Origin of the sequence: Caulobacter sp. RHG1, from assembly GCF_013181195.1 — a bacterium.
GTDB lineage: Bacteria > Pseudomonadota > Alphaproteobacteria > Caulobacterales > Caulobacteraceae > Caulobacter.
Genome location: NZ_SMZP01000006.1, coordinates 360,747 through 385,764 on the forward strand (window position 1 = coordinate 360,747; position 25,018 = coordinate 385,764).

General features: G+C 68.1%; 23 protein-coding genes and 1 pseudogene. 13 read left to right on the forward strand and 11 right to left on the reverse strand.

Annotated elements, in window-relative coordinates; all coding sequences use genetic code 11:
* The first annotated feature begins 243 nt into the window (after window positions 1-243).
* Window positions 244-3,237 (forward strand): TonB-dependent receptor domain-containing protein, encoded by a 2,994-nt coding sequence (locus tag E1H18_RS18205; protein ID WP_172271094.1) that lies wholly within the window; start codon window positions 244-246, stop codon window positions 3,235-3,237.
* 121 nt (window positions 3,238-3,358) lie between these two features.
* On the opposite strand, the gene E1H18_RS18210 is transcribed toward E1H18_RS18205, so the two are convergent.
* The 3 genes from E1H18_RS18210 to E1H18_RS18220 all read right to left on the reverse strand — a co-directional run bounded on the left by E1H18_RS18210 (window position 3,359) and on the right by E1H18_RS18220 (window position 5,936).
* Entirely contained in the window at window positions 3,359-3,727 is a 369-nt protein-coding gene (locus E1H18_RS18210; protein ID WP_172271096.1) for a response regulator, read from the reverse strand.
* The gene (locus E1H18_RS18215) at window positions 3,724-5,340 is read right to left on the reverse strand and encodes a sensor histidine kinase (RefSeq protein WP_241736077.1); all 1,617 of its coding nucleotides are present in this window, start codon (window positions 5,338-5,340) and stop codon (window positions 3,724-3,726) included. The genes E1H18_RS18210 and E1H18_RS18215 overlap by 4 nt, the downstream gene beginning before the upstream one ends.
* A gap of 140 nt (window positions 5,341-5,480) precedes the next feature.
* A complete protein-coding gene (locus E1H18_RS18220) occupies window positions 5,481-5,936 on the reverse strand; it encodes a MarR family winged helix-turn-helix transcriptional regulator (RefSeq protein ID WP_370526544.1) in 456 nt (151 codons plus the stop codon).
* 157 nt (window positions 5,937-6,093) lie between these two features.
* Between E1H18_RS18220 and E1H18_RS18225 the strand changes: the two genes are divergently transcribed.
* Window positions 6,094-6,654 (forward strand): DUF308 domain-containing protein, encoded by a 561-nt coding sequence (locus E1H18_RS18225; protein WP_172271100.1) that lies wholly within the window; start codon window positions 6,094-6,096, stop codon window positions 6,652-6,654.
* Window positions 6,655-6,691: 37 nt separating this feature from the next.
* On the opposite strand, the gene aroB is transcribed toward E1H18_RS18225, so the two are convergent.
* Together aroB and E1H18_RS18235 are read right to left on the reverse strand one after the other, a co-directional pair.
* Window positions 6,692-7,804, reverse strand: coding sequence for a 3-dehydroquinate synthase (aroB, locus tag E1H18_RS18230; protein WP_172271102.1), 1,113 nt, complete (start codon window positions 7,802-7,804; stop codon window positions 6,692-6,694).
* Between the two features lie 12 nt (window positions 7,805-7,816).
* On the reverse strand, window positions 7,817-8,410 hold the full coding sequence (locus E1H18_RS18235; protein WP_172271104.1) for a shikimate kinase: 594 nt from the start codon (window positions 8,408-8,410) through the stop codon (window positions 7,817-7,819).
* 78 nt (window positions 8,411-8,488) lie between these two features.
* On the opposite strand from E1H18_RS18235, the gene E1H18_RS18240 reads away from it, so the two are divergent.
* From E1H18_RS18240 to E1H18_RS18255, 4 genes are all read left to right on the forward strand, one after another.
* Window positions 8,489-9,952, forward strand: a complete 1,464-nt coding sequence (locus E1H18_RS18240; protein ID WP_241736078.1) for a hypothetical protein — start codon at window positions 8,489-8,491, stop codon at window positions 9,950-9,952.
* Complete coding sequence (locus tag E1H18_RS18245; protein WP_172271109.1) at window positions 9,949-10,866, forward strand: site-specific tyrosine recombinase XerD; 918 nt, start codon at window positions 9,949-9,951, stop codon at window positions 10,864-10,866. The genes E1H18_RS18240 and E1H18_RS18245 overlap by 4 nt, the downstream gene beginning before the upstream one ends.
* A 6-nt stretch (window positions 10,867-10,872) precedes the next feature.
* Window positions 10,873-11,094 carry an alkylphosphonate utilization protein gene (locus E1H18_RS18250; RefSeq protein ID WP_172271110.1) on the forward strand — a complete coding sequence of 74 codons (222 nt, stop codon included), beginning with the start codon at window positions 10,873-10,875 and terminating at the stop codon, window positions 11,092-11,094.
* A gap of 78 nt (window positions 11,095-11,172) precedes the next feature.
* Window positions 11,173-11,856 (forward strand): hypothetical protein, encoded by a 684-nt coding sequence (locus E1H18_RS18255; RefSeq protein WP_172271112.1) that lies wholly within the window; start codon window positions 11,173-11,175, stop codon window positions 11,854-11,856.
* A 46-nt stretch (window positions 11,857-11,902) separates the two neighbouring features.
* Here E1H18_RS18255 and E1H18_RS18260 read toward each other — a convergent pair whose 3' ends face one another.
* Window positions 11,903-12,385: a VOC family protein gene (locus tag E1H18_RS18260; protein ID WP_172271114.1), complete on the reverse strand. Its 483-nt coding sequence runs from the start codon at window positions 12,383-12,385 to the stop codon at window positions 11,903-11,905.
* Between the two features lie 86 nt (window positions 12,386-12,471).
* Here E1H18_RS18260 and E1H18_RS18265 point away from each other — a divergent pair, with 86 nt between their 5' ends.
* From E1H18_RS18265 to E1H18_RS18275, 4 genes and pseudogenes are all read left to right on the forward strand, one after another.
* Window positions 12,472-13,470, forward strand: a complete 999-nt coding sequence (locus E1H18_RS18265) for an aldo/keto reductase (RefSeq protein ID WP_172271116.1) — start codon at window positions 12,472-12,474, stop codon at window positions 13,468-13,470.
* Window positions 13,461-13,621 (forward strand): annotated as a pseudogene (locus E1H18_RS26895) (hypothetical protein); the annotation flags it as partial. The gene E1H18_RS18265 and the pseudogene E1H18_RS26895, both read left to right, overlap by 10 nt.
* 32 nt (window positions 13,622-13,653) lie before the next feature.
* A complete protein-coding gene (locus E1H18_RS18270; protein WP_172271118.1) occupies window positions 13,654-14,685 on the forward strand; it encodes a mechanosensitive ion channel family protein in 1,032 nt (343 codons plus the stop codon).
* A gap of 68 nt (window positions 14,686-14,753) precedes the next feature.
* Window positions 14,754-15,803: a CoA ester lyase gene (locus E1H18_RS18275; RefSeq protein ID WP_172271120.1), complete on the forward strand. Its 1,050-nt coding sequence runs from the start codon at window positions 14,754-14,756 to the stop codon at window positions 15,801-15,803.
* Window positions 15,804-15,922: 119 nt separating this feature from the next.
* Here the strand turns inward: E1H18_RS18275 and E1H18_RS18280 are convergent, their stop codons facing one another.
* The 3 genes from E1H18_RS18280 to E1H18_RS18290 form a co-directional block, all read right to left on the reverse strand.
* Window positions 15,923-16,348, reverse strand: a complete 426-nt coding sequence (locus E1H18_RS18280; RefSeq protein WP_172271122.1) for an OsmC family protein — start codon at window positions 16,346-16,348, stop codon at window positions 15,923-15,925.
* 38 nt (window positions 16,349-16,386) lie between these two features.
* Complete coding sequence (locus tag E1H18_RS18285) at window positions 16,387-17,781, reverse strand: cytochrome P450 (protein WP_172271131.1); 1,395 nt, start codon at window positions 17,779-17,781, stop codon at window positions 16,387-16,389.
* Between the two features lie 106 nt (window positions 17,782-17,887).
* The gene (locus E1H18_RS18290; protein WP_172271133.1) at window positions 17,888-18,088 is read right to left on the reverse strand and encodes a hypothetical protein; all 201 of its coding nucleotides are present in this window, start codon (window positions 18,086-18,088) and stop codon (window positions 17,888-17,890) included.
* Window positions 18,089-18,375: 287 nt separating this feature from the next.
* On the opposite strand from E1H18_RS18290, the gene E1H18_RS18295 reads away from it, so the two are divergent.
* From E1H18_RS18295 to E1H18_RS18305, 3 genes are all read left to right on the forward strand, one after another.
* The gene (locus tag E1H18_RS18295) at window positions 18,376-19,338 is read left to right on the forward strand and encodes an acetyl-CoA carboxylase carboxyltransferase subunit alpha (protein WP_172271135.1); all 963 of its coding nucleotides are present in this window, start codon (window positions 18,376-18,378) and stop codon (window positions 19,336-19,338) included.
* 234 nt (window positions 19,339-19,572) lie between these two features.
* A complete protein-coding gene (locus E1H18_RS18300) occupies window positions 19,573-20,550 on the forward strand; it encodes a nitronate monooxygenase family protein (RefSeq protein ID WP_172271137.1) in 978 nt (325 codons plus the stop codon).
* A gap of 182 nt (window positions 20,551-20,732) precedes the next feature.
* Window positions 20,733-21,812, forward strand: coding sequence for a ChaN family lipoprotein (locus tag E1H18_RS18305; RefSeq protein WP_172271139.1), 1,080 nt, complete (start codon window positions 20,733-20,735; stop codon window positions 21,810-21,812).
* Here the strand turns inward: E1H18_RS18305 and E1H18_RS18310 are convergent.
* Both E1H18_RS18310 and uvrB read right to left on the reverse strand, forming a co-directional pair.
* Window positions 21,809-22,561: a hypothetical protein gene (locus tag E1H18_RS18310; RefSeq protein ID WP_172271141.1), complete on the reverse strand. Its 753-nt coding sequence runs from the start codon at window positions 22,559-22,561 to the stop codon at window positions 21,809-21,811. The two genes, E1H18_RS18305 and E1H18_RS18310, sit on opposite strands and share 4 nt — an antisense overlap.
* 99 nt (window positions 22,562-22,660) lie before the next feature.
* The gene (gene uvrB / locus E1H18_RS18315) at window positions 22,661-24,931 is read right to left on the reverse strand and encodes an excinuclease ABC subunit UvrB (protein WP_172271143.1); all 2,271 of its coding nucleotides are present in this window, start codon (window positions 24,929-24,931) and stop codon (window positions 22,661-22,663) included.
* Window positions 24,932-25,018 lie beyond the last annotated feature (87 nt).

Genomic DNA, 25,018 nt, shown 5'->3' on the forward strand with positions numbered 1-25,018 from the left:
AATCGTTCTGGCGAAAGTTCGCCTTGGCGCAAGTCGATCGCGGCGATGTCGGGGCAAACTTTCCCTCAGTCCGCCCAATTGTGTTCAAATAGTCACGTTATTTCTAAAATGAGGCCGAATGCGGCCGTGAAGGGTTCGGATTTGTGACGATCCTGCTACGGTGCGGTGTGGATGAACGCGGATATTTATGCCCCGTTCGGCCCTGAACCCTCCGTTTTTCGTGTCGTCCTTGGGGGACCTCTGTTGAGCTTGAACAAGAACATTCTGCTGGGAACGACGGTCATTACCGGCGTTCTGTCGCTGATCGCCGCCGCCGCTCCCGCCTACGCCCAGACCGCGCCTGACGCGCCGGCCGCCGAGGCCCAGGAAGTCGAAGCGATCACCGTCACCGGCTCGCGCATCCGCCGCAGCGAATTCACCGCCGCCGCGCCGATCCAAGTCCTGACCTCGGAAAGCGCTGAGCTGCAAGGCCAGGCGACGATCTCGGCCGTGCTGCAGAACTCGTCGCTCGCCGCCGGCAACGGCCAGATCAACAACCAGTACACCGGCTACAACGTGACCGGCGGTCCGGGCGTCAGCACGATCTCGCTGCGCGGCCTCGGCGCCAACCGCACCCTGGTCCTGCTGAACGGCCGTCGCGCCGGTCCGGCCGGCGTGCGCGGTCAAGTCGGCCCGTTCGACCTGGGCGTGGTTCCGGAATCGATCGTTGAACGCGTCGAAATCCTGAAGGACGGCGCGTCGTCGGTTTACGGCTCGGACGCCGTCGCCGGCGTCGTCAACATCATCACCCGCACCAAGATGGACGGTGGCGAGCTCAAGATCTGGGGCAGCAACCCGATCGACAAGGGCGGCTCCTCGTACCGCATCACCGGCGCCTACGGTAAGACCTTCGACCGCGGCTACGCCAACATCTCGGGCGAGTACTTCCGCCAGGAAGTCCTGCGTCGCGGCGACCGCGACGACACCGCCTGCGCCGCCGACTATCTGTTCGACCCGAAGACCGGCGCCCGCCGCGACTACAAGGACTCGCTCACCGGCCAGTTCAAGTGCGTCAACCTGGGCAACGGCTACGTCCAGCAGGTCGCCGGTTCGGTGAACCTGATGCCGGTCGTTCCGGGCCAGACCTATCCGACCGCCGCCCAAGGCAACGACTCGGCCTTCCCTGGCTTCGTCCGCTTCAACCGCATCGGCTATCCGAGCACCTACAGCTACGCGCCGCAATCGACGCCGCTGTTCGACCGCGCCAGCACGGTCAGCCCGGAAATCCGCACGACTTTGAACTTCAACGGCGGCTACCAGCTGACCGACAAGATCGAAGCCTACACCGAGCTGATGTTCAGCGAGCGTAAGTCGGCTCAGTACGGCGTCGCGCAGATCTTCCAGTCGTTCGCTCAGCGCAACACGCTGAACGGCGCGCCGAACTACCTGCCGGGCAACAACCCGAACAACATCCTGGGCGTCAACGCCCTGACCATCTCGGCCTACGCCTCGGACGGTCACCAGGACGTCAAGTACTACCGCGCCGTCGGTGGTCTGCGCGGCTCGGTCGACTTCAACGGTGGCTGGGACTGGGACCTGTTCGGTCAGTACTCCAAGTCGGACGCGACCTATGACTTCGGTTCGCGCGTCTATCTGGACCGCTTCGTGGCCCTGAACAGCCCGAACGTGGCCTGCACCAACAACCCGCTGGGCGGCAACGTCTCGGGCTTCAACTGCTCGGCCCTGCCGAACGGTATCCCGTGGATGTCGAACCGCGTCCTGCAAGGCCAGTTCACCCAGGCCGAGAAGGACTTCCTGTTCTTCAACGAGGAAGGCACCACCGAGTACAGCCACGCCTACATCGAAGGTTCGGCTTCGGGCGACCTGTTCCAGCTGCCCACCGGCGCCGTCGCCGGCGCGTTCGGCTTCCAGGTCCGCAAGGAACGCATCAACGACAAGCCCGGCACGCAAGCCGCGACCCGCAACATGGCTCTGTACAGCTCGGCTGGCCAGACCAAGGGCAGCGACAGCGTCAAGGAAGTGTTCGGCGAAATCGACATGCCGCTGGTTCGCGACGCGCGCTTCATGGAGCGCCTGGACCTGAACCTGTCGGGCCGTTACTCGGACTATGACAGCTACGGCTCGAACGCGACCTGGAAGGTCGGCGTGAACTGGCGCGTGTTCCCGTCGGTGACCCTGCGCTACACGCACGGCACGTCGTTCCGCGCTCCGTCGCTGTACGAACTGTATCTGGGCAACCAGATCGGCTACTCGGCCCAGAACGCTGTCGACCCCTGCTACGACCTGGCCAACTCGACCACGGCGACGCAGCTGACCCGCACCAACTGCGCGTCGCAAGGCATCCCGGTGGACTACAACGCCCTGGGCGGCAGCAGCGCCACGATCTACTCGGTCGGCGGCGTCGGCAACCTGAAGGCTGAAACGGCTCAGGCCAACACCTTCGGCGTCGTCTGGTCGCCGAGCTTCGCGGACCTGAACGTCGCGGTCGACTACTTCACGATCAACGTCGACGACCAAGTCCGTCAGTTCGGCGCCGCCAACATCCTGAAGCAGTGCTACAACTCGGCCGACTTCGCGACCAACCCGTTCTGCTCGCTGTTCACGCGCGATGCGACCCGTCACTACGTCCTGACGGTTCAGAACAGCTACGTGAACGTGGCCAACCAGGTTAACCGCGGCATCGACCTGACCACCCGCTACGGTCAGGGCCTGTTCGGCGGTCGCTTCGTGATGAACTCGCAGTTCACGTGGCAGACCAAGAACGTGACGACCCTGCTGGGCGGCGCGGCTCCGCTGAACTACCTGGGCACGACCTACAACTTCGATGGCCCGGGCTTCTCGGGCAACGTGCAGGCGACCTGGAAGAAGGACGACTGGACGTTCTTCTGGGGCGTCAACATGATCGGCAAGGGCTCGGACATCATGCAGCCCGCCAACATGGGCAACGTGTTCCCGGTCACGAAGTACAGCGACGTGGTCGGCGGCGTGACCAACGTCTGCACCGCGGCGGCGAACTCGTGCTCGTCGTACAAGCTGCACACGGAATTCACCTCGTACCACACGTTCTCGGTGAAGAAGGACTTCGACAGCATGTCGGCCCAGGTCGGCATCAACAACGCTTTCGACGAGCGTCCGCCGGCCCAGTCGTCGGGTCAGTTCCGCGTCGGCACCGCCGCCATCGGCAACTACGACATGATCGGTCGTCGGATCTTCATGTCGGTCAGCAAGAAGTGGTAGTCTGACGTCCTCTTCGGCCGGGTGTCCGCACCCGGCCGATATGGATCCAGACGACGGATACGGAAAAGGGGCGGCCCCGTGAGGAGCCGCCCCTTTTTTGTGTCCGAAACCCTGGAAGGGATCAGGCCGTCTGGCTGACCAGGCCTTCCAGCACGCGGCGCAGATCGGCCTCGCGAAAAGGCTTCTGCAGGACGCTGGCGCCCTTGTGGTCTTCGCTGATGCCGGCCTCGCCATAGCCGCTGGCGAAGGCGTAGGGCACCCCGCGGGCGCGCAGGGCGTCGGCGACCGGGAAGATCGGGCGGCCGCCCAGATTGACGTCCAGCAGGGCCGCGTCGATGTCGGCCGAGGTGGCCAGGCGCAGGGCTTCCTCGATCTCGGCGGCGGGGCCCACGATCGTGCAGCCCAGATCTGTCAGCATGTCCTCGACCAGCATGGAAACCAGCGCTTCGTCTTCGACGACCAGGACCTTGAGGGCGGATAGTGTCTTCATGTGTCAGGCTCCAGCGCGCGCAAAGGCAGCGCCATAAGGCAAACGACGCCGGCGGCATCATAGGTCAGGTCGACCGCGCCGGATAGCTCGGCCGCGAGACCGCGTTCGAGCAGGCGGACGCCGAAGCCGCGCCGGGCGGGAGGCTGGACTTCAGGTCCGTCCTTTTCCGTCCAGGTCAGCCGCAGCACATCGCGGTCCAGGGTCCAGGCCACCGTCACCCGTCCGTCCGGCGTCGAGAGCGCGCCGTACTTCGAAGCGTTGGTGGCCAGTTCGTGCACGCCCATTCCCAGAGCCACGGCGGCCTTGGGGCTGAGGCGGATATCGTTCTCGTAGTCGAAGCTGACGCGGTCCTCGCCGGCCATGGCGTGCATCTCGGCGTCGATCACCTCGCGCAGGCTGGCGCCCTCCCAGCTTTCGCGGGTCAGAAGGTCGTGGGTCTGCGACAGGGCGATCAGGCGCGACTCGAAGGCTTCGCGGAAGAACTCGGGCGCGGCCACCGAGCGCAGGGTCTGGGCGGCGATCGACTGCACCGTGGCCAGGCTGTTCTTCACCCGATGGTTCAGCTCGTTGACCAGCAGCTTCTGGCGTTCTTCGGCGCGCTTGCGCCCGGTGATGTCCAGAGAGACCCCGGCCAAGCGCCTGACGCCGCCGTCGTCGGCGATCGTCGCCGCGCGGCCGCGCGCGTGCAGCCAGCGCAAGTCGCCATTGGGATGCACCACCCGATACTCGACGTCGTAGTCGGCCCCGTCGCGGATCGCCGCCTCGATCGAGGTCAGGATGCGCGGGCGATCGTCGGGATGGATCGTGTCGATCAGGTCGGCGAACCCGAAGCTTTCCTCAGGCCGGCGGCCGTAGTTCAGCTTGCAGAGGTCGGAGGCCTCATAGGCGCGGGTGGCCACGTCCAGGTCCCAAGAGCCCATGCGGCCGCTATCGAGCGCGAACTTCAGGCGCTCCTCGGCCCTCCGACGCTGGATCAGTTCCTCGCGAGCGTCAGCATTGACCTTGATGGTGTCGATGGTCGCCGCGACCTGGGCGCCCATGCCGACCACCAGATTCTCGTCGCGAGCGGTGAAGCGGCCGGCCTCGGGGTGGCCGAAGAACAGTCCCCCCAGGATCTCGCCCTGGCGGTTGGCGACCGGGATGGCCAGATAGCTGCGCACCGGCAGGTGGCCTGCGGGCATGCCGTGGCGCGGCGCGTTGCGGCCGTAGCGCGGATCCAGCGTGATGTCGTCCGAGCGAACCACGCCCTCGCCGTTGAAAGTGGGGGCGAACACTTCAGTCTTGCGGACATTGGGGAAGGCGGCGAAGGCCTCGGGCGAGGCGCCCGACAGGCGGTAGAGGGCGTAGGACTCTCCGTCCGTATCCACCACATTGTAGAAGAAGGCTCCGAACGCGGCGCCGATGATCTCGCGGGCGCCGTCGATCACGACCTGGACGCAGGCGTCGACATCATGGCTGGAGGCGACGGCCTCGGACACGCGGGCCAGGGTCTCGGATTTACGGATTTCTTCGGCGAGACTGCGTTCGGCGGCCGCCAAGCGCGAATAGACGTCAAAATCGACGTCCTCGCGGGCCCCCACCTCGCGCACTTCGGTCTCAGCCAAGCTGGCCAATACGCCCCTCCATGCCGGTCTCCCCCGGACCAGCAAGGGCAGAAAACGCATCTTTCTAAGGATGGTTCCGCGCCCTCGGCGGAAATCTGCTCAGAGTTCGGCGATGGCGTCCAGCGATGTCTGTTCGCGCCGGCGTCGGCCTAGGAATTGGGCTGGTCGCTGACGAAGCGTGCGACCGAATCCCGGAACGTCTGAACGTCCTTGTTCAGCTGAACCAGCTTGTCGACGCTGAGGCCCGCCGCGGCGAACAGGGTCTGGCCCAGACAGGCGCTGCGCGCCTGCATCTCCTGGCCGGCCTGGGTCAGGCTGACGACCACCTGGCGCTCGTCGGCCGGGTTGCGCACGCGCGACACCCAGCCCGCGCCCTCCATCCGCTTGACCAGCGGCGTGACATTGCTGGAATCCAGGCCCAGCCGCTCGCCGATCGCGCCGACGCTCAGGCCGTCGCTCTCCCATAGGGCGCTCAGCACCAGGTACTGCGGATAGGTGATCTCCAGCGCGTCCAGCAAGGGCTTGTAGGCGCGGTTGATCGCCATGCTGGCCCCGTACAGCGAGAAGCACAGCTGCTCGTCGAGGGAGGGGATGTAGTCGGACACGGCGCAGGCTCCTGATCGGCGGATTATCTACTGCGAAAATAGATGTCGTGACAAATAACGGCTCGACTCTGCGCTTCGCCATGCGGTAAGGCGATAAACATGTCGCGACATATAATGTCTCGGCATCTATTTCATTCAACCGCTGAGGGAGGCCGCCATGGCCCTTGTCGAAGACGTCAAAACCGGCGCGCTCAAGCGCTACTATTTCCTGCGCGCCGCGGTGTCCGTTGCCTGGATCGCCGCCGTCGTCGCGGTCGGGGCCGGCAATCCGCTGGCCGCCGGCGTGCTGCTGGTCGCCTATCCGGCCTGGGACGCCCTGGCCAACGCCATGGACGCCCGCGCCAACGGCGGCTTCAAGGCCAATCCGCCCCAGACCTTCAACGTGGCGGTCAGCCTGCTGGTCGCCGGCGCGGTGCTGGTGGCGTTGCAGGCCGATCCGCGTCGGGTGCTGACGGTGTTCGGCGTGTGGGCGGCGTTCGCAGGCCTGCTGCAGCTGGTCGCCGGCGTCCGGCGCTGGCGGTCCGTGGGCGCGCAATGGCCGATGGTGCTGAGCGGCGCCCAATCGATGCTGGCCGGCGCCTTCATGATCGCCGCCTCGCTGGGCGCCAACCCCCATCCGCCCACCGCCGTCGCCGTCGCCCCCTACGCCGCCTTCGGGGCCTTCTACTTCCTGCTGGCGGGGATCTCGCTGGCTCTGAAAGCGCGAAAGACGGCTTGATGATCCTCCCTCGTAAGACGGGGAGGATCTACCGGCGCTAGACCGCGCCTTCGTCGATCAGGAACGACTTCAGCGCCGCGCGGTCGACGTCCTTGGCGACGAAGGCGTCGCCGATGCCGCGGACCAGGACGAAGGTGAGGGCGCCGCCTTCGGCCTTCTTGTCCTGGCCGCAGTGGGCGACCAGGGCGTCGGCGTTGAAAGGCTCAGGCCGGACATCGGCCATCGTCGTCGGCAGGCCGGCGGCCTTGATGGCGGCCTCGGCGCGGACGGCGTCCTGGCTGGGGCACAGGCCCTGCCGGACCGAGAAGCGGAACGCCTGGGCCATGCCGACGCCGACGGCCTCGCCGTGCTTGAGCGCGTCGCCAAAGCCCATCTCGGCCTCGATGGCGTGGCCGAAGGTATGGCCCAGGTTCAAGAGCGCGCGGCGGCCGGCTTCCTTCTCGTCCTCGGCGACGATCTCGGCCTTCATCTCCACCGAGCGGCCGACGGCGCGAACCAGGGCGTCGACGTCGCGCTCCAGGACCTTGGCGACGTTGGTCTCCAGCCATTCGAAGAAGGCGAAGTCGCCCAGCAGGCCGTACTTGATGATCTCGGCATAGCCGCAGGACAGTTCGCGGGCGGGCAGGGTGCACAGCACGTCGAGGTCGGCCAGCACCAGGCGCGGCTGGTGGAAGGCGCCGATCAGGTTCTTGCCGCGTGGGGTGTCGATGGCGGTCTTGCCGCCGACCGAGCTGTCGACCTGGGCCAGCAGGGTGGTGGGCACCTGCACGAAGTCGATGCCGCGCTTGTAGATCGCCGCCGCGAAGCCGGCGAGGTCGCCCACGACGCCGCCGCCGAAGGCCACGATCTGGTCGCCGCGCTCCAGGCCCAGCGCCAGCAGGCGGTCCGACAGGTCCGACAGACCCTCGAAGCTCTTGCTCTCCTCGCCGGGTGGGATGGTGATGACGTCGACCGCCACGCCGGCCTTTTCCAGCGACACCGCCAGGCGTTCGCCGTGATGCTCGCCCACATTGCTGTCGGTGACGATGGCCACGCGCTTGCGCTTGCCCAGCACCGGAACGATGCGCTCGCCGGCCGAGTCGAGCAGGCCCGGGCCGATGACGACGTCATAGGCGCGGTCGCCCAGGCCCACGGGAACGGTGCGGATCATGGGCTGTACTCCTTACGAGGCGACGTTGGCGCGAAGGGCTGCCAGAATGGCCTCGACGGCCACCATGTGCGGGGTGTCGCCGGTCTGCACGTGCACCTGCGCCTCGGCATAGGCCGGATTGCGCGTCAGGGCCAACTGGGTCAGCACCTCGACGGGATCCTTGCCGCGCACCAGCGGGCGGTTGTCCTTGCGCGAGACGCGGCGGGCCAGCAGTTCGACATCGGCCTTCAGCCAGACCGAGACGGCCTTCTCGTTGATCAGGGCGCGGGTCTCGGGATTGACGAAGGCCCCGCCGCCGGTGGCCAGCACGTGCGGCGGCTCGTCCAGCAGGCGGCCGATCACCCGGCGCTCGCCGTCGCGGAAAGCCGATTCGCCCAACTCGGCGAAGATCTCCGAGATCGAGCGGCCGGCGGCGGCCTCGACCTCGTTGTCGGCGTCGCGGAACGGCAGTTCCAGCACATTGGCCAGGCGGCGGCCGACGCTGGACTTGCCCACGCCCATCAGGCCGACGAGCACGATGGTGCGCTCGCGGAAGGGCGCGAGGTCGGCCTTCGCGTCGATCAGCGCGGCGGGCAGGGTTTCGGGCGTTTCAGTCGGCTCGGTCATGATGCGGTCGCGGGTTTACACGAGGGTGGGGCCAACCGCCAAGTTTGCGAGAACCCCGTCATGCGTCATAACCGGTCCATGGTCATTTCGAAGCGTTCTCCGTTCGCCGCCGCGCTGATCCTGGCGCTGGCCGTTCCCGCCCTCGCAGCCGCCCAGGAAGAGGTTACGGTCAAGACCCTGGCCGCCCCGGACTACTTCTCCGGACCGGTCACGGACACGGGGATCGGCGGCGACCTGTGGAAGGGAACGTCACCGGCGATCATGCGTGATGCTCTGCCCAAGTTGGCGGGCTCAAAGCCGCTGTCGCCGGCCTTCGCCAGTCTGGCGCGGCGCCTGCTGTCGACCGGCGCCAACGGCCCGGCCGGCGTGGGCGACGACGCCGAGATGGGCGCCCAGCGTGGCCTGGCCCTCATCGCGCTCGGCGAGGCCAAAGGCGCCAACGCGGTGCTCGACCGCGTGACCGGCGCGCCCGGCAGCGCAGCGCTGTCGATGGCCGCGGCCGAGGCGGCCCTGATCAGCGGCGACGACGACAAGGCCTGCCGCGTCGAGCAGGCCCTGACCGTGGATCGCGGCGCGGCCTACTGGCTGCGGCTGCGGGCCTTCTGCCAGCTCAAGGCCGACCAGCCCGACGCCGCGCAACTGACCTTCCAGCTGGCCCAGAACGCCACGAAGGACGCCGACTATGGCCGGCTGATGGGCGCGGCCCTGGCCGGCTCGGCCCCCGGGGCGGCCAATCTGAAGAACGGCGTCAACTACGCCCTGTCGCGCCGCCTGAACCTGGATGTCCAGTCGGCCGCCGCCATCGCCTCGGCCTCGCCGGCGCTCAAGCCCGTGCTCAAGCCGTCGGGCGACATCTCCGGCGTGGCCTCGGGCGCGGACCTGACCGCGCAGGAGGCCTCGGACCTGGCGTTCCTGCGCCAGGCCAAGACCCTGACCGCCTTCATCGAGGCCGCCCACGCCTCGGCCGCCTCGATCGCGGTGCTGGCCTCGGCCGGCGGCCCGCTGCAGGACCCGGTGCTGCTGGCCCGCGCCGCAGTGGCCTCGGGCGACGTCGCCAGCGCCCAGGCCATCCGCGGCCGGCTGGTCGGCGACACCATTCCCGGCGCCAGCGCTGCGGACCTGGCCATCCTCGACGCCCTGATCGCCGCGGCCTCGGGCAAGGCCGACAACCAAGTGCTGGATAATCTGGTGGCGCGCGGTGCGACCGGCGGCTCCAAGTCGCCGGCCCAGTCCGCCGCGGTGTTGTTGCACGCCCTGGGCGGGACGCTGGACGCCGACGCTCGCGCCCAGTTCGCGGCCTTCGACCTGGCCAAGCCCGCCGCCTCGCCGGCCCGCGCCCTGTTGCTGGAAGACGCCGGCGCGGCCAAGCGCAAGGGCGAGGCGGGCCTCCTGGCTCTCTCGATCGCCCAGGACGCCGGCGCGACCGGTCCTGCGCCGGTGGACCGCGCCCGCATCGCGCAGGCGCTGAACCACGCCGGCCTTGCCCTCGACGCCCGCGCCATCGTCGTCGAGGGCGTCCTGGGCCTCGCCTTCACCAAATGAGCGCCAAGGGGGCAGGCTGGGTCGACGCTTTCCTGGAGATGATGGCCGTCGAGCGCGCGGCCGCCCGCAACACCCTGACCGCCTACGGCAAGGACCTCGAAGACGCCCGCCTGTTCCTGGCCGGCAAGGGCGTGGATCTCGACGACACCGACGCCGAGACGATCGAGGCCTATTTCCAGGACCTGGGCGCACGCGGCCTGTCGCCGGCCACCGCCGCTCGTCGCCGCTCGTCGGTGCGCCAGTTCTACCGCTTCGTGCTGGGCGAGAGCTGGCGGCAGGACGACCCTTCCCGCCGCGTCGCTGCGCCCAAGGCCGGCCGCCCGCTGCCCAAGGTGTTGGAGCGCGAGGAGATCGAACGGCTTCTCGCCGCCGCCACCGCCAAGGACGGCGCCCAGGGCCTGCGGCTGTCGTGCATGATCGAGCTGATCTACGCCTCGGGCCTGCGGATCTCCGAACTGCTGGCCCTGCCGCTGACGGCGCTGGCGCGGGATCCGGCCTATCTGATCGTCAAAGGCAAGGGCGGCAAGGAGCGGCTGGCCCCGCTGAACGATGCGGCCCGCACCGCCGTGAAGACCTATCTGGCAGCGCGACCGTCGTTCCTGCCTAAGGGGCAGAAGGACAGTCCGTGGCTGTTCCCCTCGCGCGGCTCGACCGGCCGCCTGACGGCTCGGCGGGTCGGGCAATTGCTGGAGGACGCCGCCATCGCCGCCGGCATCGACCGCGACAAGGTCAGCCCGCACGTGCTGCGCCATGCCTTCGCCACGCACCTGTTGGAAGGCGGCGCCGACTTAAGGGTCATTCAGACCTTGCTTGGCCACGCCGATATTGCAACCACGCAGATCTATACGCACGTGGCGGGCGAGCACCTGGCCCACGTCGTTCAGACCAAGCACCCTTTGGGTCGTAAAAAGTAAGAGACCATGAGCGAAGAGACCCGCGACTCCAACGGAACCATCCTGTCCGATGGCGACACCGTCACCCTGATCAAGGACCTCAAGGTCAAGGGCTCGGGCGGCGTGACCCTCAAGCGCGGCACGGTGGTCAAGAAGATCCGTCTGACCGGCGATCCCGACGAGATCGAGGCCAATGTCGACAAGGTTAAGGGCCTCGTTTTGAGGACGGAGTTCGTCAAGAAAGCTTAGGCTTAACCAGACGGCGACCCGCGTTACCCCATTCTGGCCGCTCAGACAGGCCAGAATGGCCGCGCGGGGGCGAAAGCCATGAGGGTGACGGGGCAGGCAGGGGCGATGGCGGCGGTGGCCTATGGGGCCAGGGCGACCGAGACCCGGGACGCGCCGAAGGCGGCGTCCGAGCCTGAGAAGAAGAGTCCGGAGGCCGAGGCCCTGGACCAGCTCAAGAAAGACCTGCGGACCAACCGCAAGACCGCGATCGGCGACGCCAAGGGCCGGGCCCGCGACAAGCTTCTGCAGCTGATCGAGAAGCTGAAGATGCTCAGGAAGATCTTCGCTGACGATCCCAAGGCCATGGCCAAGGCGCTGGCGGCGGCCGCCAAGGAACTGCAGGGCGCGGTCAAGGACTACGCCAAGGCGGCCAAGGACTCCGGCGAGATGTTCAGCCAGGACCTGGGCGCCCCGCCGGACACGTCGCTGCCGCCCGACCAGCAGGCCGCCGCTCGCCAGACGATCGAAGAAGAAGCCAAGATGGAGGCCCATAACGACATGGACTTCATCAAGACCGTCCGTAGTCTGAGCAATGCCTTCAGGGAGGAGCTGCAGACCGCCAAGATCAAGGGCGTCTTGACCCAGCCGGGCAAGTTCGAGCGCTCCGACGAGGTCAAGGACGCCGAGGGCGCGCTGAAGGAACTCGACCAGATGACCGAGGACCTGGACCGCCAGGTGCGGCGGGACATGCCGCCGGGGAGCCTGATGAAGCTGGCGGCTTAGGGGGCATGAATTCTCCTCCCCCAAGGGGGGAGCAGATTTGACGGCCTCACCCCGCCTCGTACGCCGCTTTCAATCCCGCGACGTCGATCTTCACCATCCCCATCATCGCCTTGAACACCCGCGCGGCCGCTTCGCGATCCTCGCCGGTCGTCCACTCGATCAGCTGCTTGGGCGTGACCTGCCAGGACAGGCCGTACTTGTCTTTCAGCCAGCCGCAGGCGACCGCCTTGCCGCCGTCGGCCGTCAAGGCGTCCCAGTAGCGGTCGACTTCCGCCTGACCGTCGCAGTCGACGACGAACGAGATCGACTCGTTGAAGGTGAAGGCCGGGCCGGCGTTCATCGCCGTCCAGGGCTGGCCGTCCAGCTCGAAGCTGACGGTCATCACGTCGCCGGCCTTGGGGCCCTGCGGCGGGTCGATCGGATAACGGTCGACGCGGACGATCTTCGAGTTCGGGAAGATCGAGACGTAGAAGGCGGCGGCGTCTTCGGCCTCTTTATCGAACCACAGGAACGGACTGGTCTTGGGCATGACGGTCTTCCTCCTTATCTGCTCAGCCTAGGACGGTCGCGCGACGAGCGTTCCGACATTCTCTGCGAAAAAATCAGGAGCTGCCCATGAAGACGCGCAAACTCGGCGACGGTCTCGAGGTTTCGGCTATCGGTCTCGGCTGCATGGGCATGGGCCAGGTCTACGGCACGGCGCTGGAGGCCGGCGACGCCCACAAGGTGCTGGCCAAGGCGGTCGAGCTGGGCGTCACCTTCTTCGACACCGCCGAGGTCTATGGCCCCTATCTGAACGAGATCCTGGTCGGCGAGGGCCTCAAGCCCTTCCGTGACCAGGTGGTGATCGCCACCAAGTTCGGCTTCGACATCGCGCCGGAAGGCGCGGGCGAAGGCTTCTCGCGGATGCGCGGCGTCGACAGCCGCCCCGAGCACATCCGCGCCGTCGCAGAGGCCTCGCTCAAGCGTTTGGGTGTCGAGGTCATCGATCTCTTCTACCAGCACCGCGTCGATCCCAACGTGCCGATCGAGGACGTGGCCGGGACGGTCAAGGACCTGATCGCCGAGGGCAAGGTCAAGCATTTCGGCCTCTCGGAAGCCGGGGCGGCGACGATCCGCAAGGCCCATGCGGTGCAGCCGGTGGCGGCTCTGCAGAGCGAATATTCCCTGTGGTTCCGCGATATCGAGGCCGAGATCCTGCCGACCCTGCGCGAACTGGGCGTTGGTCTCGTCCCCTACAGCCCGCTGGGCCGCGGCTTCCTGACCGGGGCGATCAAGACCGAGCTGGCCGACAACGACTTCCGCCGTGCCCTGCCGCGCTTCCAGGGCGAGGCCCTGAGCAAGAACCTGGGCCTGGTCGAGGCGCTGACCGTCATCGCCGCCGAGAAGGGGATCACCCCGGCGCAGCTGGCGCTCGCCTGGATCCTGCATCAGGGCGAAGACATCGCCCCGATCCCCGGCACGACCAAGATCGCCCGCCTGCAGGAGAACCTCGGCGCCGTCGATGTGACCCTGTCGGCCGAGGACCTGGCCCGTATCGCCGCGGCGGTGCCGGAGACGGCGGTGGAAGGCGAGCGCTATACGGCGGCGGGTCTGGCGATGGTTGGGCGGTAGGGGTTAGCGCCCCCTCCGTCTCGTCGCGTATCCGCGCCGATCCACCTCCCCCGCAGGCGGGGGAGGAGGGGTATGTTGCTCCTCACCCGTGAAACGGGGGAGGTGGCGCGATGCGGTTACGCATCGTGACGGAGGGGGCGCTCGCTCTTGATCCGAAGCAGCCCATCCCCCCACACTCCCGCCATGGCCGCCAATCCGCTCCGCACGCTCGATTCCTTCGAACTCCTGAAGCTGGGCAAGGCCTCGGTGACCGTCGGCGGGCTGGCGGCGGGGGTGTTGATCGTGGTGGCGGCGATCGTCGCCGCGCGGCTGACCTCGGCGGGCCTGCGGCGGTTGCGCGAGCGCGCGGCCGGCAACGCCGCCTCGCTGTACATCGTCGAGAAGGTGGCCACCTACGGCCTGGTGATCATCGGGCTGATGGCCGGCCTGTCGACCATGGGCGTCGACCTGACCTCGCTGACGGTGTTCGCCGGCGCGCTCGGCGTCGGCGTCGGCCTGGGCCTGCAGGGCATCATCAAGGACTTCGCCTCCGGGGTCAGCCTGGTGTTCGAGCGGCTGGTGGCGGTGGGCGACTTCGTAGAGCTGCCCAATGGCGGGCGCGGCGTGGTGCACGAGATCGGCCCGCGCGCCACGCGCATCCGCACCAACGACAGCACCGACATCATCGTGCCCAACTCGGTGCTGGTGAACGACCAGGTGATCAACTGGACCCTGCGCGGGACCAATCGCCGCCTGCGCGTGCCGTTCGTCACCGCCTTCGGCGCCGACAAGACCAAGGTCCGCGAGGCGGTGCTGAAGGCCGCCAAGGCCGCGCCCTACACCTCGCCCGACGACGCCACCCGCCGCGCCCAGGTCTGGCTGGTCGGCTATGGCGACCACGCCCTGAAGTTCGAGCTGGTGGTCTGGCCGACGGTGGACGCCGTGCGCCGCCCGGCGGCGATCTATGCGGCCTATACCTGGCTGATCGACGACGCCTTGCGCGGGGCCGGCATCGAGATCCCCTATCCGCAGCGCGATATCCGCGTCCGCGGGCTGTTCGGCGAGGAGGGCGAGGACGCCCTGACCAGCCTGCGCCTGGAGCCCGCCGCCCGTCGCCGCAAGGCCAAGGCCGTCAAGCCCGGCTCGAGCAACGACGCCGCCGCCGACCTCGAACGCGAGGACCCGGACGAACTGCCGCCGCCGCTGGCGGCGAAGCCTCCGCCTGAACGGCGATAATCTTGACGCTCCTCCCTCGGCGTCGCAGTCTTCTCGCAACTGCGAAATAAAGATCGGGGAGTGAGCGGATGAAGACGCCGCGTGGTTTTTTCAAGCCCTTGGCCATCGGCGCGCCTGCGCCGTACCGCGAGTTGCCAGCTCGCGTGGAGCGGATGATCCACTTCGTGCCGCCGCACCTGGACAAGGTTCGCGCCAAGCTTCCCGAGATCGCGCCGACCGTCGACGTCGTCCTGGCCAATCTGGAAGACGCCATTCCCGCCGACGCCAAGGGCGCGGCCTTGGCCGGCCTGGTGGCGATGTCGCGCGAGGTCGACTTCAAGGCCCTGGGCGTGGGCTTCTGGGCGCGGATCAACTGCCTGAACTCGCCGTGGCACCTGGATGAGATCGCCACCATCGTCGAAAAGGCCGGCGACAAGCTGGACGTGATCATGGTCCCCAAGGTCGAGGGGCCGTGGGACATCTTCTACATGGACCAGCTGCTGGCCTCGCTGGAGGCCAAGCACGGCGTCACCCGGCCGATCCTGCTGCACGCCATCCTGGAGACGGCCGAGGGCGTGATGAACGTCGAGGCGATCGCGGCGGCCAGCCCGCGAATGCAGGGGATTTCGCTGGGTCCAGCCGACCTGGCCGCGAGCCGGGCGATGAAGACCACGCGGGTCGGCGGGGGCCATCCGGGCTATCGTGTGGTGGAAGATCCGCATGCGGACGGATCGCCGCGCGCCTCGGTGCAACAGGACCTCTGGCACTACACCTTCGCCAAGATGGTCGACGCCTGCGCCGCCCACGGGATCAAGCCGTTCTACGGCCCGTTCGGGGCGATCGACGATCCGGCAGCCTGCGAGCAGCAGTTCCGCAACGCCTTCCTGATGGGCTGCGCCGGCGCCTGGAGCCTGCACCCCAGCCAGATCGACATCGCCAAGCGGGTGTTCAGCCCTGATCCGGCCGAGGTCGCCTTCGCGCGCCGGATCCTGGAGGCCATGCCCGACGGGACGGGCGTGGCGATGATCGACGGCAAGATGCAGGACGACGCCACCTGGAAACAGGCCAAGGTGATGGTCGATTGCGCCCGGCAGATCGCGGGGAAGGATGCGGACTACGCGGCGCTGTATGGGTTCTAAGGTGATACTTGCCCCCACCTGACCGCTACGCGGTCGTCCGCCCCCGGGAGGGGGCAGACGGTGATCCGTCTTCCCCCTCCGGGGGAGGAGCGCGAAGCGCGGAGGGGGCCTGTGCTGGCCTACTCGCCGCCCACCGTCGTCACCACCCGCGCCCCCGCGGTCAGCAGCTTGTGGATCGGGCACTTGTCGGCGATCTGGAACAGGCGCTCGCGCTGTTCGTCGTTGAGGTTGCCCTCCAGCGTGATCGTCCGTTCGAAACGGTCGTGCGGGGTCTGGTCGGCGTCGAAGTGGTGGAAGACCTCGACATGCATCGCCGCGATGTCCCAGTTCTTCTGGTTGGCGTAGAGCCGCAGGGTCATGCTGGTGCAGGCCGCCAGGCCCGCGCAGACCAGTTCGTGCGGATCGGGGCCCAGGTCCAGGCCGCCCTTCGCCGCGGCGATGTCGGCGACGATCGTGGCCGGACCCGCGGTGACGAAGGTCTGCAGGCCGCCGTGGCCGCTGTCGTCTGCGGTGGCGGAGGGGCGCGTGGCGGGAGTCTCGGTCATGGCGGGGCCTTTCGAACAACTGGCGGGAAGCTGACGCTTCAGGCCGCGCCGTTCAAGGGCTTCAGCACAAACGCCGGCTCGTGGTCCGGTCCCAGGGTGATCGAGGCCTTGGGCAGGACGGGCCGGTCGCTCTGCAGGCCGATCTCGACCCGCGCCAGCAGGCTGGCCAGGATGATCTGGGCCTCGGCCAGGGCGAAGCCCGCCCCGATGCAGACGCGCGGCCCCGCCCCGAACGGGATGAAGGCCTCCACGCTCCAGGGATTGGCCTGGCCCAGGAAACGCTCGGGCCGGAAGGCGGTCGGGGCGTCCCACAGCTTCCGATGCCGGTGGATCAGCCACGGGCTGATGGTGATCATGCAGCCCGGAACGACCTCGCAGCCCAGCACCGTGTCGGCCTCCAGGGCTTCGCGGGCGATCAGCGGCGCGGCCGGATAGAGCCGCAGGGTCTCGAACAGCACCGCGCGCAGCAGCGGCCAGGCCTTCAGGTCGTCGAGACTGGCGACCCGCTCGGCCGGAAACGCTGCGACCTCGGCGCGGATGCGGCCCTGCGTCTCCGGATCCAGCGCCAGCAGGTAGGCAGCCCAGAACAGCAGGCGCGAGGTGGTCTCGAACCCTGCCGCCAGCATCGAGCTGCACTGGTCGCGGATTTCCCGGTCGGGCAGGGGCGCGCCGTCCTCGTCGCGGGCGGCCAGCAAACGGTCGAGCATGTCGCGCACGTCAGGGTGCGGGTGAGCCCGCCGCTCGGCGATCAGGGCGTCGACCGTCTTCAGCCAGCGCCGGCCCAGCGCCCGACGGTCGCCGTCCAGAAAGGTCAGGTCGTCGGCGCCGCGGCTGGCGAAGTCCAGGAACTTGAAGTGCGCCGGACCCTCCATGTAGCGGCGCGCCAGATCGGCCAGCAGCGCGCCTTCGGCGTCGGCGCGGCGCGAGAACAGGGCGCGCAGCACCGCGTCGAGGGTGGCGTGGTGGAAGGCCTGGGCCAGGTTGGCGTGGTCGCGATCGTCCAGCGCCTCGACCAGGCCCGCGCCGGCGGCGACGAAATGGGGCAGCAGGCCGCCGGTCGCAGCGGGCGTGAACACCGGGGCCAGGCTCTTGCGCTGCCGCCGCCAGGTCTCGCCCTCGCTCAGCAGCAGGCCTTCGCCGACCAGGGGCTTCAGCGGCCGGCTGGCCTTCACCGGACGGCGGTAGTTCGGCGAGGTCAGGACCTGACGCGCCGCGGCCGGGTCGCTGACCACCAGACCCGGACTGCCCATGAACAGGTAGGGCGTGACCAGATTGTCGAAGTCTTCCTCGCAATAGGCCCCGACCAGGTTGCGGCCCATCTCCCAGGCGATGCGCAGTTCGCCGAACACGGCGTAGCCGAGCGGCGACGGATGGACCTTGGGTGCCGGGGGAACGATCAGGCGATCTTGGGGCGCGAGGACCTGGGCGTCCATGAAGCGGCCTTCCGGTGCGCGGCGCCCGTTCTGGGCGCCGTCCGGAGGCGAAGGCTACAGCCGCTCAGGTTGCGGCGCAATAATTCAACGCGCGGAGAATAAGGCCTTACGCCGCCACCGCATGGTGCGCCGACACGTCGAACACGCGCTGGGATCCGCGCCACACTTCCACGAAGTCGCAGCGGGTATGCATGTCCAAAAGTTCAAAGGCGCGGACGCGGGCGGCCTTGTCGTCAGCGCAGGGCGTGACGTCGAAGCGGGGAACCGAGCCGTCCGACTCGACACAGAAAAAGGTGAACACCTGCATGGGAACGCTTTGCTCTCATCAGGCGGGTCCGAGCCACATTCGATGGGCGGGGGCCGCGGGCGCAAATCGTCTTCCGCGATCTGCTACAAAGCAACATAGGACTCTATGTCGCGATTCACCAGAGGAGAGAGTCTCGATTCGAGACTCACCTGGGGATCCTCAGTGGGGACCCTGTGGATAAAACCCGGCGGATTCGGGGCGGTTCCCTGTCTGAATCTCGCCTCTTTCCCTCGAGGCATTCCGCCACTAGGTTCGCACCCTTTCATCAACGGCGACGTTAAAGGTCAATGGCCGCTCATTATCTCGATTTCGAACGCCCAATCGCTGACCTGGAAAGCAAAATCGAAGAGCTGAGCAAGCTCTCCGAGACGGCTGGGCCGGGGGCGTTCGACAGCGAGATCCAGGCCCTTCGCGATCGCGCTCAAGAGCTGCGCACCGAGGCCTATTCCAATCTCGACGCCTGGCAGAAGACCATGGTCGCGCGGCACCCGCAGCGGCCTCACCTGCGCGATTATGTCGCGGGCCTGATCGACGAGTTCGTCGAGCTGCGCGGCGACCGCAAGTTCGCCGACGACCAGGCGATCGTCGGGGGCCTGGGCCGGTTCCGCGGCCAGCCGGTCGTGGTCATGGGCCACGAGAAGGGCCACGACACCACCACTCGCCTGAAGCACAACTTCGGCATGGCTCGCCCCGAGGGCTACCGTAAGGCCGTGCGCCTGATGGACATGGCCGAGCGCTTCAGCCTGCCGGTCATCACCTTCGTCGACACCGCCGGCGCCTATCCGGGTCTGGGCGCCGAGGAGCGCGGCCAGGCCGAGGCCATCGCCCGCTCGACCGAGCGCTGCCTGACCCTGGGCGTGCCGATGGTCGCCACGATCGTCGGCGAAGGCGGCAGCGGCGGGGCCATCGCCCTGGCCGGCGCCAATCGCGTGCTGATCCTGGAGCACTCGATCTATTCGGTGATCTCGCCGGAAGGCGCGGCCTCGATCCTGTGGCGCGACGGCGCGCGGGCCAAGGACGCGGCGACCAACATGCGCATCACCGCCCAGGACCTGATCAAGCTGGGCATCGTCGATCGCATCATCGAAGAGCCCGCCGGCGGCGCGCACTCGGCCAGCGACGTGGCGATCCAGGCCGTTGGCGACGCGGTCGAAGAAGAGCTGAAGGCGATGAGCGCCATGAGCGCGGCCGAGCTGAAGAAGCAGCGCTCGGAGCGTTTCTACGCCATCGGCCGCGCCGGTCTGCAGTAGCCACGCTTTCTTACAAAACTTCACGGAACGGTCGGCCGGTTTGCCGGCTTAGCTTCCTGTCGCCGGCATCATCCGCGACGTGGAGCTTTCGACCATGCCGCTGTTCGCCGCGACACTGATGCTGACCCGGCCGCCCGCCCTGCGCCGTCGACCGGGGGCATGGCGCAAGCCTCTTGCCTGACGTAGCGGGCGCCCGGCCATAGTCCTTCCCAAATCAGAGGGAAGGACGTCGGCATGGCCATCAAGACCCGTTTCACCGAGCTGTTCGGCGTCGAGCATCCGATCGCCCAGGGCGGCATGCAGTGGGTCGGCAAGGCGGGGCTGGTCGCCGCCGTCGCCGAAGCCGGCGGGCTGGGCTTTCTCACCGCCTTGACCCAGCCCTCGCCGGAGGCCCTGGCGAAAGAGATCGCCCGCACCCGCGACCTGACCGACAAGCCGTTCGGGGTGAACCTGACCATCCTGCCGGCCATGACCCCGCCGCCCTATGCCGAGTACCGCGCCGCGATCATCGAGAGCGGGATCAAGGTGGTCGAGACCGCTGGCTACAAGCCGCAGGAGCATGTCGACCACTTCAAGGCCAACGGCGTGAAGGTGATCCACAAGTGCACCGCCGTGCGCCACGCCCTGTCGGCCGAGCGGATGGGCGTCGACGCCATCTCGATCGACGGCTTCGAATGCGCCGGCCACCCGGGCGAGGACGACATCCCCGGCCTGATCCTGATCCCGGCCGCGGCCGACAAGGTGAAGATCCCGATGATCGCCTCGGGCGGCTTCGGCGACGCCCGCGGCCTGGTGGCGGCCCTGGCCCTGGGCGCCGACGGGGTCAACATGGGCACCCGCTTCTGCGCGACGGTCGAGGCCCCGATCCACGAGAACTTCAAGCAGGCCATGGTCGCCAATGACGAGCGCGCCACCGACCTGATCTTCCGCACCCTGCACAACACCGCTCGCGTGGCGAGAAACGCCATCAGCCAGCAGGTGGTGGCCATCGAACGCGCCGGTGGCGCCAAGTTCGAGGACGTGGCGGATCTGGTGAAGGGCGCGCGCGGTCGCGAGGGCCTGGAGACGGGGGATACGGATCATGGCGTCTGGACCGCCGGCATGGTCCAGGGCCTGATCCACGACGTACCGACGGTGAAGGACCTGATCGACCGGATCATGAGCGAGGCTGAAGCGCTGATCCGGCAGCGGCTGGCGGGGATGGTGGGGTAGCGCAAAGCGCCCCCTCCGTCCGCTTCGCGGCCACCTCCCCCGTTTTACGGGGGAGGAGATGCAGTTTCCTCCTCACCCGCTTGCGGGGGAGGTGGCGCGATGCGGATACGCATCGTGACGGAGGGGGCGCTCAGCGGCTATGACGAAGCTGGGCCGCCGAACCTGCTTCATCACGAGACGTCATGACGACGAAATCCGCCTTGCTCCACGCCGCGATCGCGGCGTCGCTGTTGTTCGCCGCCCCGGCCGCCAAAGCCCAATCCATCCAGTCCACCGCAGACGGCTATCGCCTGAGCCAGGGCCTGGCCGACTTCTACGACACCGCCTTCGTGATGAAGGACGCCCAGGGCCAGCCCCGTGTCGTCAGCCCCGCCGAGGCCGCCGAGCTGCTGTCGGCCTATGACGTCGTGTTCTTCGGCGAGAGCCACCGCCATCCGGGCGTCCACGCCCAGCAGCAGGCGCTGTTCCGGGCCCTGGTCGCGCGCCACCCGCGCTATGTCCTGTCGCTGGAGCAGTTCGAGCGCGACACGCAGGCCACCGTCGACGCCTACCTCGCCGGCAAGGTCGGCGAGAACGCCCTGAAGGAGAAGGGGAGGGCCTGGGACAACTACCCGACCTCGTACCGTCCGCTGGTCGAGTTCGCCAAGGCGCGCGGCCTGCCCGTGATCGCCGCCGAGGCTCCGACCTGGGCGATCTCCTGCATCGGCCAATTGGGTCCCGAGATCCTCGCTCAGTTCACGCCCGAGGAGCGCGGCTGGGTGGCGCGCGAGCTCAATCCCGGAACCGGCGCCTACCGCGCCAAGTACATGCGCTTCCAGTCCGGCGCAGCGGCGCACGGCGGCGGGGCCAGCACGTCACCGGAGGCTCTGCTGAAAGCCGAGCGCAGCCTGGCCGCCCAGACCGCGCGCGACGACACCATGGCCGAGGCGATCGTCCTGGCGCGCAAGGCCAATCCCGGCGCCAAGGTCCTGCACCTGAACGGCAATTTCCACAGCGCCGCCTTCCTGGGCGCGGTCGAGCGCCTGAAGCTGCGCGATCCGGCCCTGAAGATCGCCGTCATCGACCCGCTGGAGGTCGACGACCCCAAGGTCCCGGCCTTCAAGGCGGCCGACCTCGACAACGGCACCCTGATCCAGCTGATCTACCCCAACCCGCCGACCTTCGTGGACGGCGAGGACACCAGCGACTGGGTCCGCGCCCTGATGGCCAAGCGCAAGGCCAGCGTCTGCAAATACGCGCCGGCGAGCGCGGCCAAGCCCTAGAGCCCGATCAGCGTCCGCAGGCGGGCCTTGTCCGGTTCGGCCAGGTCTTTCTCGAAGTGCGCCATGCAGGCGGCGTCGGCGGCGGCGAAGCGGGGGACCTCGCGGGCTCGCAGGCTCGAGTCGATCGGGGTCATCTTGCCGAGCCAGGCGCGGAGGTCGGTCGTGTCGCGGGCCAGGCGGGCTTCGGCGGCGCTGGGGAAGGTGACGTCGTAGTTGAGGGCGTGGGTGGGGGCCGCGCCGGTGATCTCGCTGGGCGTGGTCGCGCAGCCGACGCCGACGCTGGTCGCCGCGCCCCAGGACCAGTGCTCGCGGGCCTTGCCGTCGATCAGCCAGGCCGCGCCGAACGGCGTGGCGACGCCGAGTTCGGGGCGAGCGGCGAGGCCTGCCACCGCGATGCCGCCGACCACCGCCGCGGCCGAGGCCCCGATCGCGACCAGCCGGGCGCGACGGGCGAGGGCCGGGGGGACGTTACGCGCATCGAGGCCGAACGCGCCGGGGACCACCAGGGCGGGGACGGCCAGGGTCAGGATGAACGCCCAGAAGGCCAGCGGCGAAGGATCGCGCCACGAGACCAGCACGTCGGGGATGGTCTTCAGGAACATGTCGTCGCGGCGGGCGATCCAGATGTCGAGCACGCCCAGCCCGAACAGGCCGGTCACCATCAGGCCGGCGGTGACCAGCACCCCGGCCAGCTTCTCGACGAGGATGGCGAGGGAGGTGCGCGGCGCGGGCGGGGAGCCTTCTGTCATGACGGCAGGGTGCGCGAGGCGGCGGCGCGAGGGAAGGGGGTGTCTGGGCTTAAGGGGGAAGATGCTCCACCGCATCGCGGGGAAGCATCTACGCAAAACCTACTTCCGCTTCTTGCGGAACTCCTCGGCCTTCTCCTGGCGGATCTCCGCGCGGATGCGCTTGGGGGCGGCCTTGTCGACCGTGTCGCCGGTCGCGGTCAGGACTTCGTTGGCGAATTCCAGGTCCATCAGCTTCATGCGCTTGATCTCGTCGCGCAGGCGGGCGGCGGTCTCGAACTCGAGGTTGGCGGCGGCCTCGCGCATCTTGGCCTCCAGGTCCTTGAGCGCGGCCTTGAAGTTGTCGCCGCTGAACGGACGGTCGTCGGTCTCGGACATGCCCATCGGCACCAGCACGCGGTCGCCGCGCTCGTAGGGGCTGTTGAGGATGTCCTTGATGTCGCGCTTGACGCTCTCGGGCGTGATGCCGTGCTCGAGGTTGTAGGCGTGCTGCTTTTCACGGCGGCGGGCGGTCTCGGCCATGGCCCGCTCCATGCTGCCGGTGATCCGGTCGGCATAGAGGATGACCTTGCCGTCGACGTTCCGCGCCGCGCGGCCGATCGTCTGGATCAGCGAGGTCTCCGAACGCAGGAAGCCTTCCTTGTCGGCGTCGAGAATGGCCACGAAGCCGCACTCGGGGATGTCCAGGCCCTCGCGCAGCAGGTTGATGCCGACCAGGACGTCGATATTGCCCATCCGCAGCTCGCGGATGATCTCGATGCGCTCCAGGGTGTCGATGTCGGAGTGCATGTAGCGCACCCGGATGCCCTGCTCGTTGAGATATTCCGAGAGGTCCTCGGCCATCTTCTTGGTCAGCACGGTGACCAGGGTGCGGTAGCCCTTCTTGATGGTCTGGCGGATCTCGTCGACCACGTCGTCGACCTGCGACGCCCCATCCTTGGACACGGGACGCACCTCCACGGGGGGATCGATCAGGCCGGTGGGGCGGATGACCTGCTCGGCGAAGACGCCGCCAGCCCGCTCCAGCTCCCAGTCGGCCGGGGTCGCCGAGACGTGGACCGACTGCGGCCGCATGGCGTCCCACTCCTCGAACTTGAGGGGGCGGTTATCCAGCGCCGAGGGCAGGCGGAAGCCGTACTCCGCCAGGGTCCATTTGCGATTGCGGTCGCCCTTGTACATGGCGCCGATCTGCGGAACCGTCTGGTGGCTCTCGTCGGTGAACAGCAGGGCGTTGTCGGGGATGTATTCAAAGAAGGTCGGCGGCGGCTCGCCGGTCTTACGGCCCGAGAGATAGCGGCTGTAGTTCTCGATGCCGGCGCACGAGCCGGTGGTCTCGATCATCTCCAGATCGAAGGTCGTGCGCTGCTCCAGGCGCTGGGCTTCCAGCAGCTTGCCGTTGGCGGTCAGCCACTCCAGCCGTTCCTTCAGCTCCTTGCGGATCTCGATGATCGCCTGGCGCAGGGTCGGGCGCGGCGTGACGTGGTGGCTGTTGGCGTAGACCTTGATGGTCTCCAGCTCGGACGTCTTCTTGCCGGTCAGGGTGTCGAACTCGGCGATCGCCTCGACCTCGTCGCCGAACATGGTCACGCGCCAGGCGCGGTCTTCGTAGTGGGCGGGGAAGATCTCGATGGTGTCGCCGCGACGGCGGAACGTGCCGCGCTCGAAGGCCTGGTCGTTGCGCTTGTACTGCTGCGCCACCAGGTCGGCGATCAGCTGCTTCTCGTCGACCCGATCGCCCACCGTCAGGGTGAAGGTCATGGCGGTATAGGTCTCGACCGAGCCGATGCCGTAGATGCACGACACCGAGGCCACGACGATGACGTCGTCGCGCTCCAGGATCGCCCGGGTGGCCGAGTGACGCATCCGGTCGATCTGCTCGTTGATCGATGAGTCCTTCTCGATGAAGGTGTCGGTCCGGGGCACGTAGGCCTCGGGCTGGTAGTAGTCGTAGTAGCTGACGAAGTACTCGACCGCGTTCTCGGGGAAGAACGACTTCATCTCGCTGTAGAGCTGGGCGGCCAGGGTCTTGTTCGGCGCCAGGATCAGGGCCGGGCGCTGGGTGCGCTCGATGACCTGGGCCATGGTGAAGGTCTTGCCCGAGCCCGTGACCCCCAGCAGCACCTGGTCCTGGTCGTTGTTCTCGATGCCCTCGACCAGCTCCTTGATCGCCGTCGGCTGGTCGCCGGCCGGCTGGTACTCGCTGACCAGCTTGAACTTCTTGCCACCCTCCGACTTGTCGGGGCGCGAGGGGCGGTGCGGGGTCCACAGCATCGGCATGACGCCGGCCGCGACGTCGCCGACGACGCCCCCGAGGTTGTCCATGACGAACGGGGTCGAGACGTCCGAGACGCCAGAGTTTGGGCTGCGAGGCATGGGCCGAATTTAGGATCGCCGGTACGCGAAGGCTAGAGGGCCTGCTGACGGCGAGTGGCAGCAGGGTGGCGGGATGTGTCCATGGCA

What these genes read in the sequence shown, in the direction of transcription:
- E1H18_RS18270 (WP_172271118.1), top strand. Translation starts at nt 13,654, where the DNA reads ATGGCCGCCAATCCGCTCCGCACGCTCGATTCCTTCGAACTCCTGAAG.
- E1H18_RS18245 (WP_172271109.1), top strand. Translation starts at nt 9,949, where the DNA reads ATGAGCGCCAAGGGGGCAGGCTGGGTCGACGCTTTCCTGGAGATGATG.
- E1H18_RS18225 (WP_172271100.1), top strand. Translation starts at nt 6,094, where the DNA reads ATGGCCCTTGTCGAAGACGTCAAAACCGGCGCGCTCAAGCGCTACTAT.
- E1H18_RS18305 (WP_172271139.1), top strand. Translation starts at nt 20,733, where the DNA reads ATGACGACGAAATCCGCCTTGCTCCACGCCGCGATCGCGGCGTCGCTG.
- E1H18_RS18265 (WP_172271116.1), top strand. Translation starts at nt 12,472, where the DNA reads ATGAAGACGCGCAAACTCGGCGACGGTCTCGAGGTTTCGGCTATCGGT.
- E1H18_RS18240 (WP_241736078.1), top strand. Translation starts at nt 8,489, where the DNA reads ATGGTCATTTCGAAGCGTTCTCCGTTCGCCGCCGCGCTGATCCTGGCG.
- E1H18_RS18210 (WP_172271096.1), bottom strand. Translation starts at nt 3,727, where the DNA reads ATGAAGACACTATCCGCCCTCAAGGTCCTGGTCGTCGAAGACGAAGCG.
- E1H18_RS18290 (WP_172271133.1), bottom strand. Translation starts at nt 18,088, where the DNA reads ATGCAGGTGTTCACCTTTTTCTGTGTCGAGTCGGACGGCTCGGTTCCC.
- aroB (WP_172271102.1), bottom strand. Translation starts at nt 7,804, where the DNA reads ATGATCCGCACCGTTCCCGTGGGCCTGGGCGACCGCGCCTATGACGTC.
- E1H18_RS18310 (WP_172271141.1), bottom strand. Translation starts at nt 22,561, where the DNA reads ATGACAGAAGGCTCCCCGCCCGCGCCGCGCACCTCCCTCGCCATCCTC.
- E1H18_RS18250 (WP_172271110.1), top strand. Translation starts at nt 10,873, where the DNA reads ATGAGCGAAGAGACCCGCGACTCCAACGGAACCATCCTGTCCGATGGC.
- E1H18_RS18235 (WP_172271104.1), bottom strand. Translation starts at nt 8,410, where the DNA reads ATGACCGAGCCGACTGAAACGCCCGAAACCCTGCCCGCCGCGCTGATC.
- uvrB (WP_172271143.1), bottom strand. Translation starts at nt 24,931, where the DNA reads ATGCCTCGCAGCCCAAACTCTGGCGTCTCGGACGTCTCGACCCCGTTC.
- E1H18_RS18275 (WP_172271120.1), top strand. Translation starts at nt 14,754, where the DNA reads ATGAAGACGCCGCGTGGTTTTTTCAAGCCCTTGGCCATCGGCGCGCCT.
- E1H18_RS18280 (WP_172271122.1), bottom strand. Translation starts at nt 16,348, where the DNA reads ATGACCGAGACTCCCGCCACGCGCCCCTCCGCCACCGCAGACGACAGC.
- E1H18_RS18255 (WP_172271112.1), top strand. Translation starts at nt 11,173, where the DNA reads ATGAGGGTGACGGGGCAGGCAGGGGCGATGGCGGCGGTGGCCTATGGG.
- E1H18_RS18285 (WP_172271131.1), bottom strand. Translation starts at nt 17,781, where the DNA reads ATGGACGCCCAGGTCCTCGCGCCCCAAGATCGCCTGATCGTTCCCCCG.
- E1H18_RS18300 (WP_172271137.1), top strand. Translation starts at nt 19,573, where the DNA reads ATGGCCATCAAGACCCGTTTCACCGAGCTGTTCGGCGTCGAGCATCCG.
- E1H18_RS18260 (WP_172271114.1), bottom strand. Translation starts at nt 12,385, where the DNA reads ATGCCCAAGACCAGTCCGTTCCTGTGGTTCGATAAAGAGGCCGAAGAC.
- E1H18_RS18295 (WP_172271135.1), top strand. Translation starts at nt 18,376, where the DNA reads ATGGCCGCTCATTATCTCGATTTCGAACGCCCAATCGCTGACCTGGAA.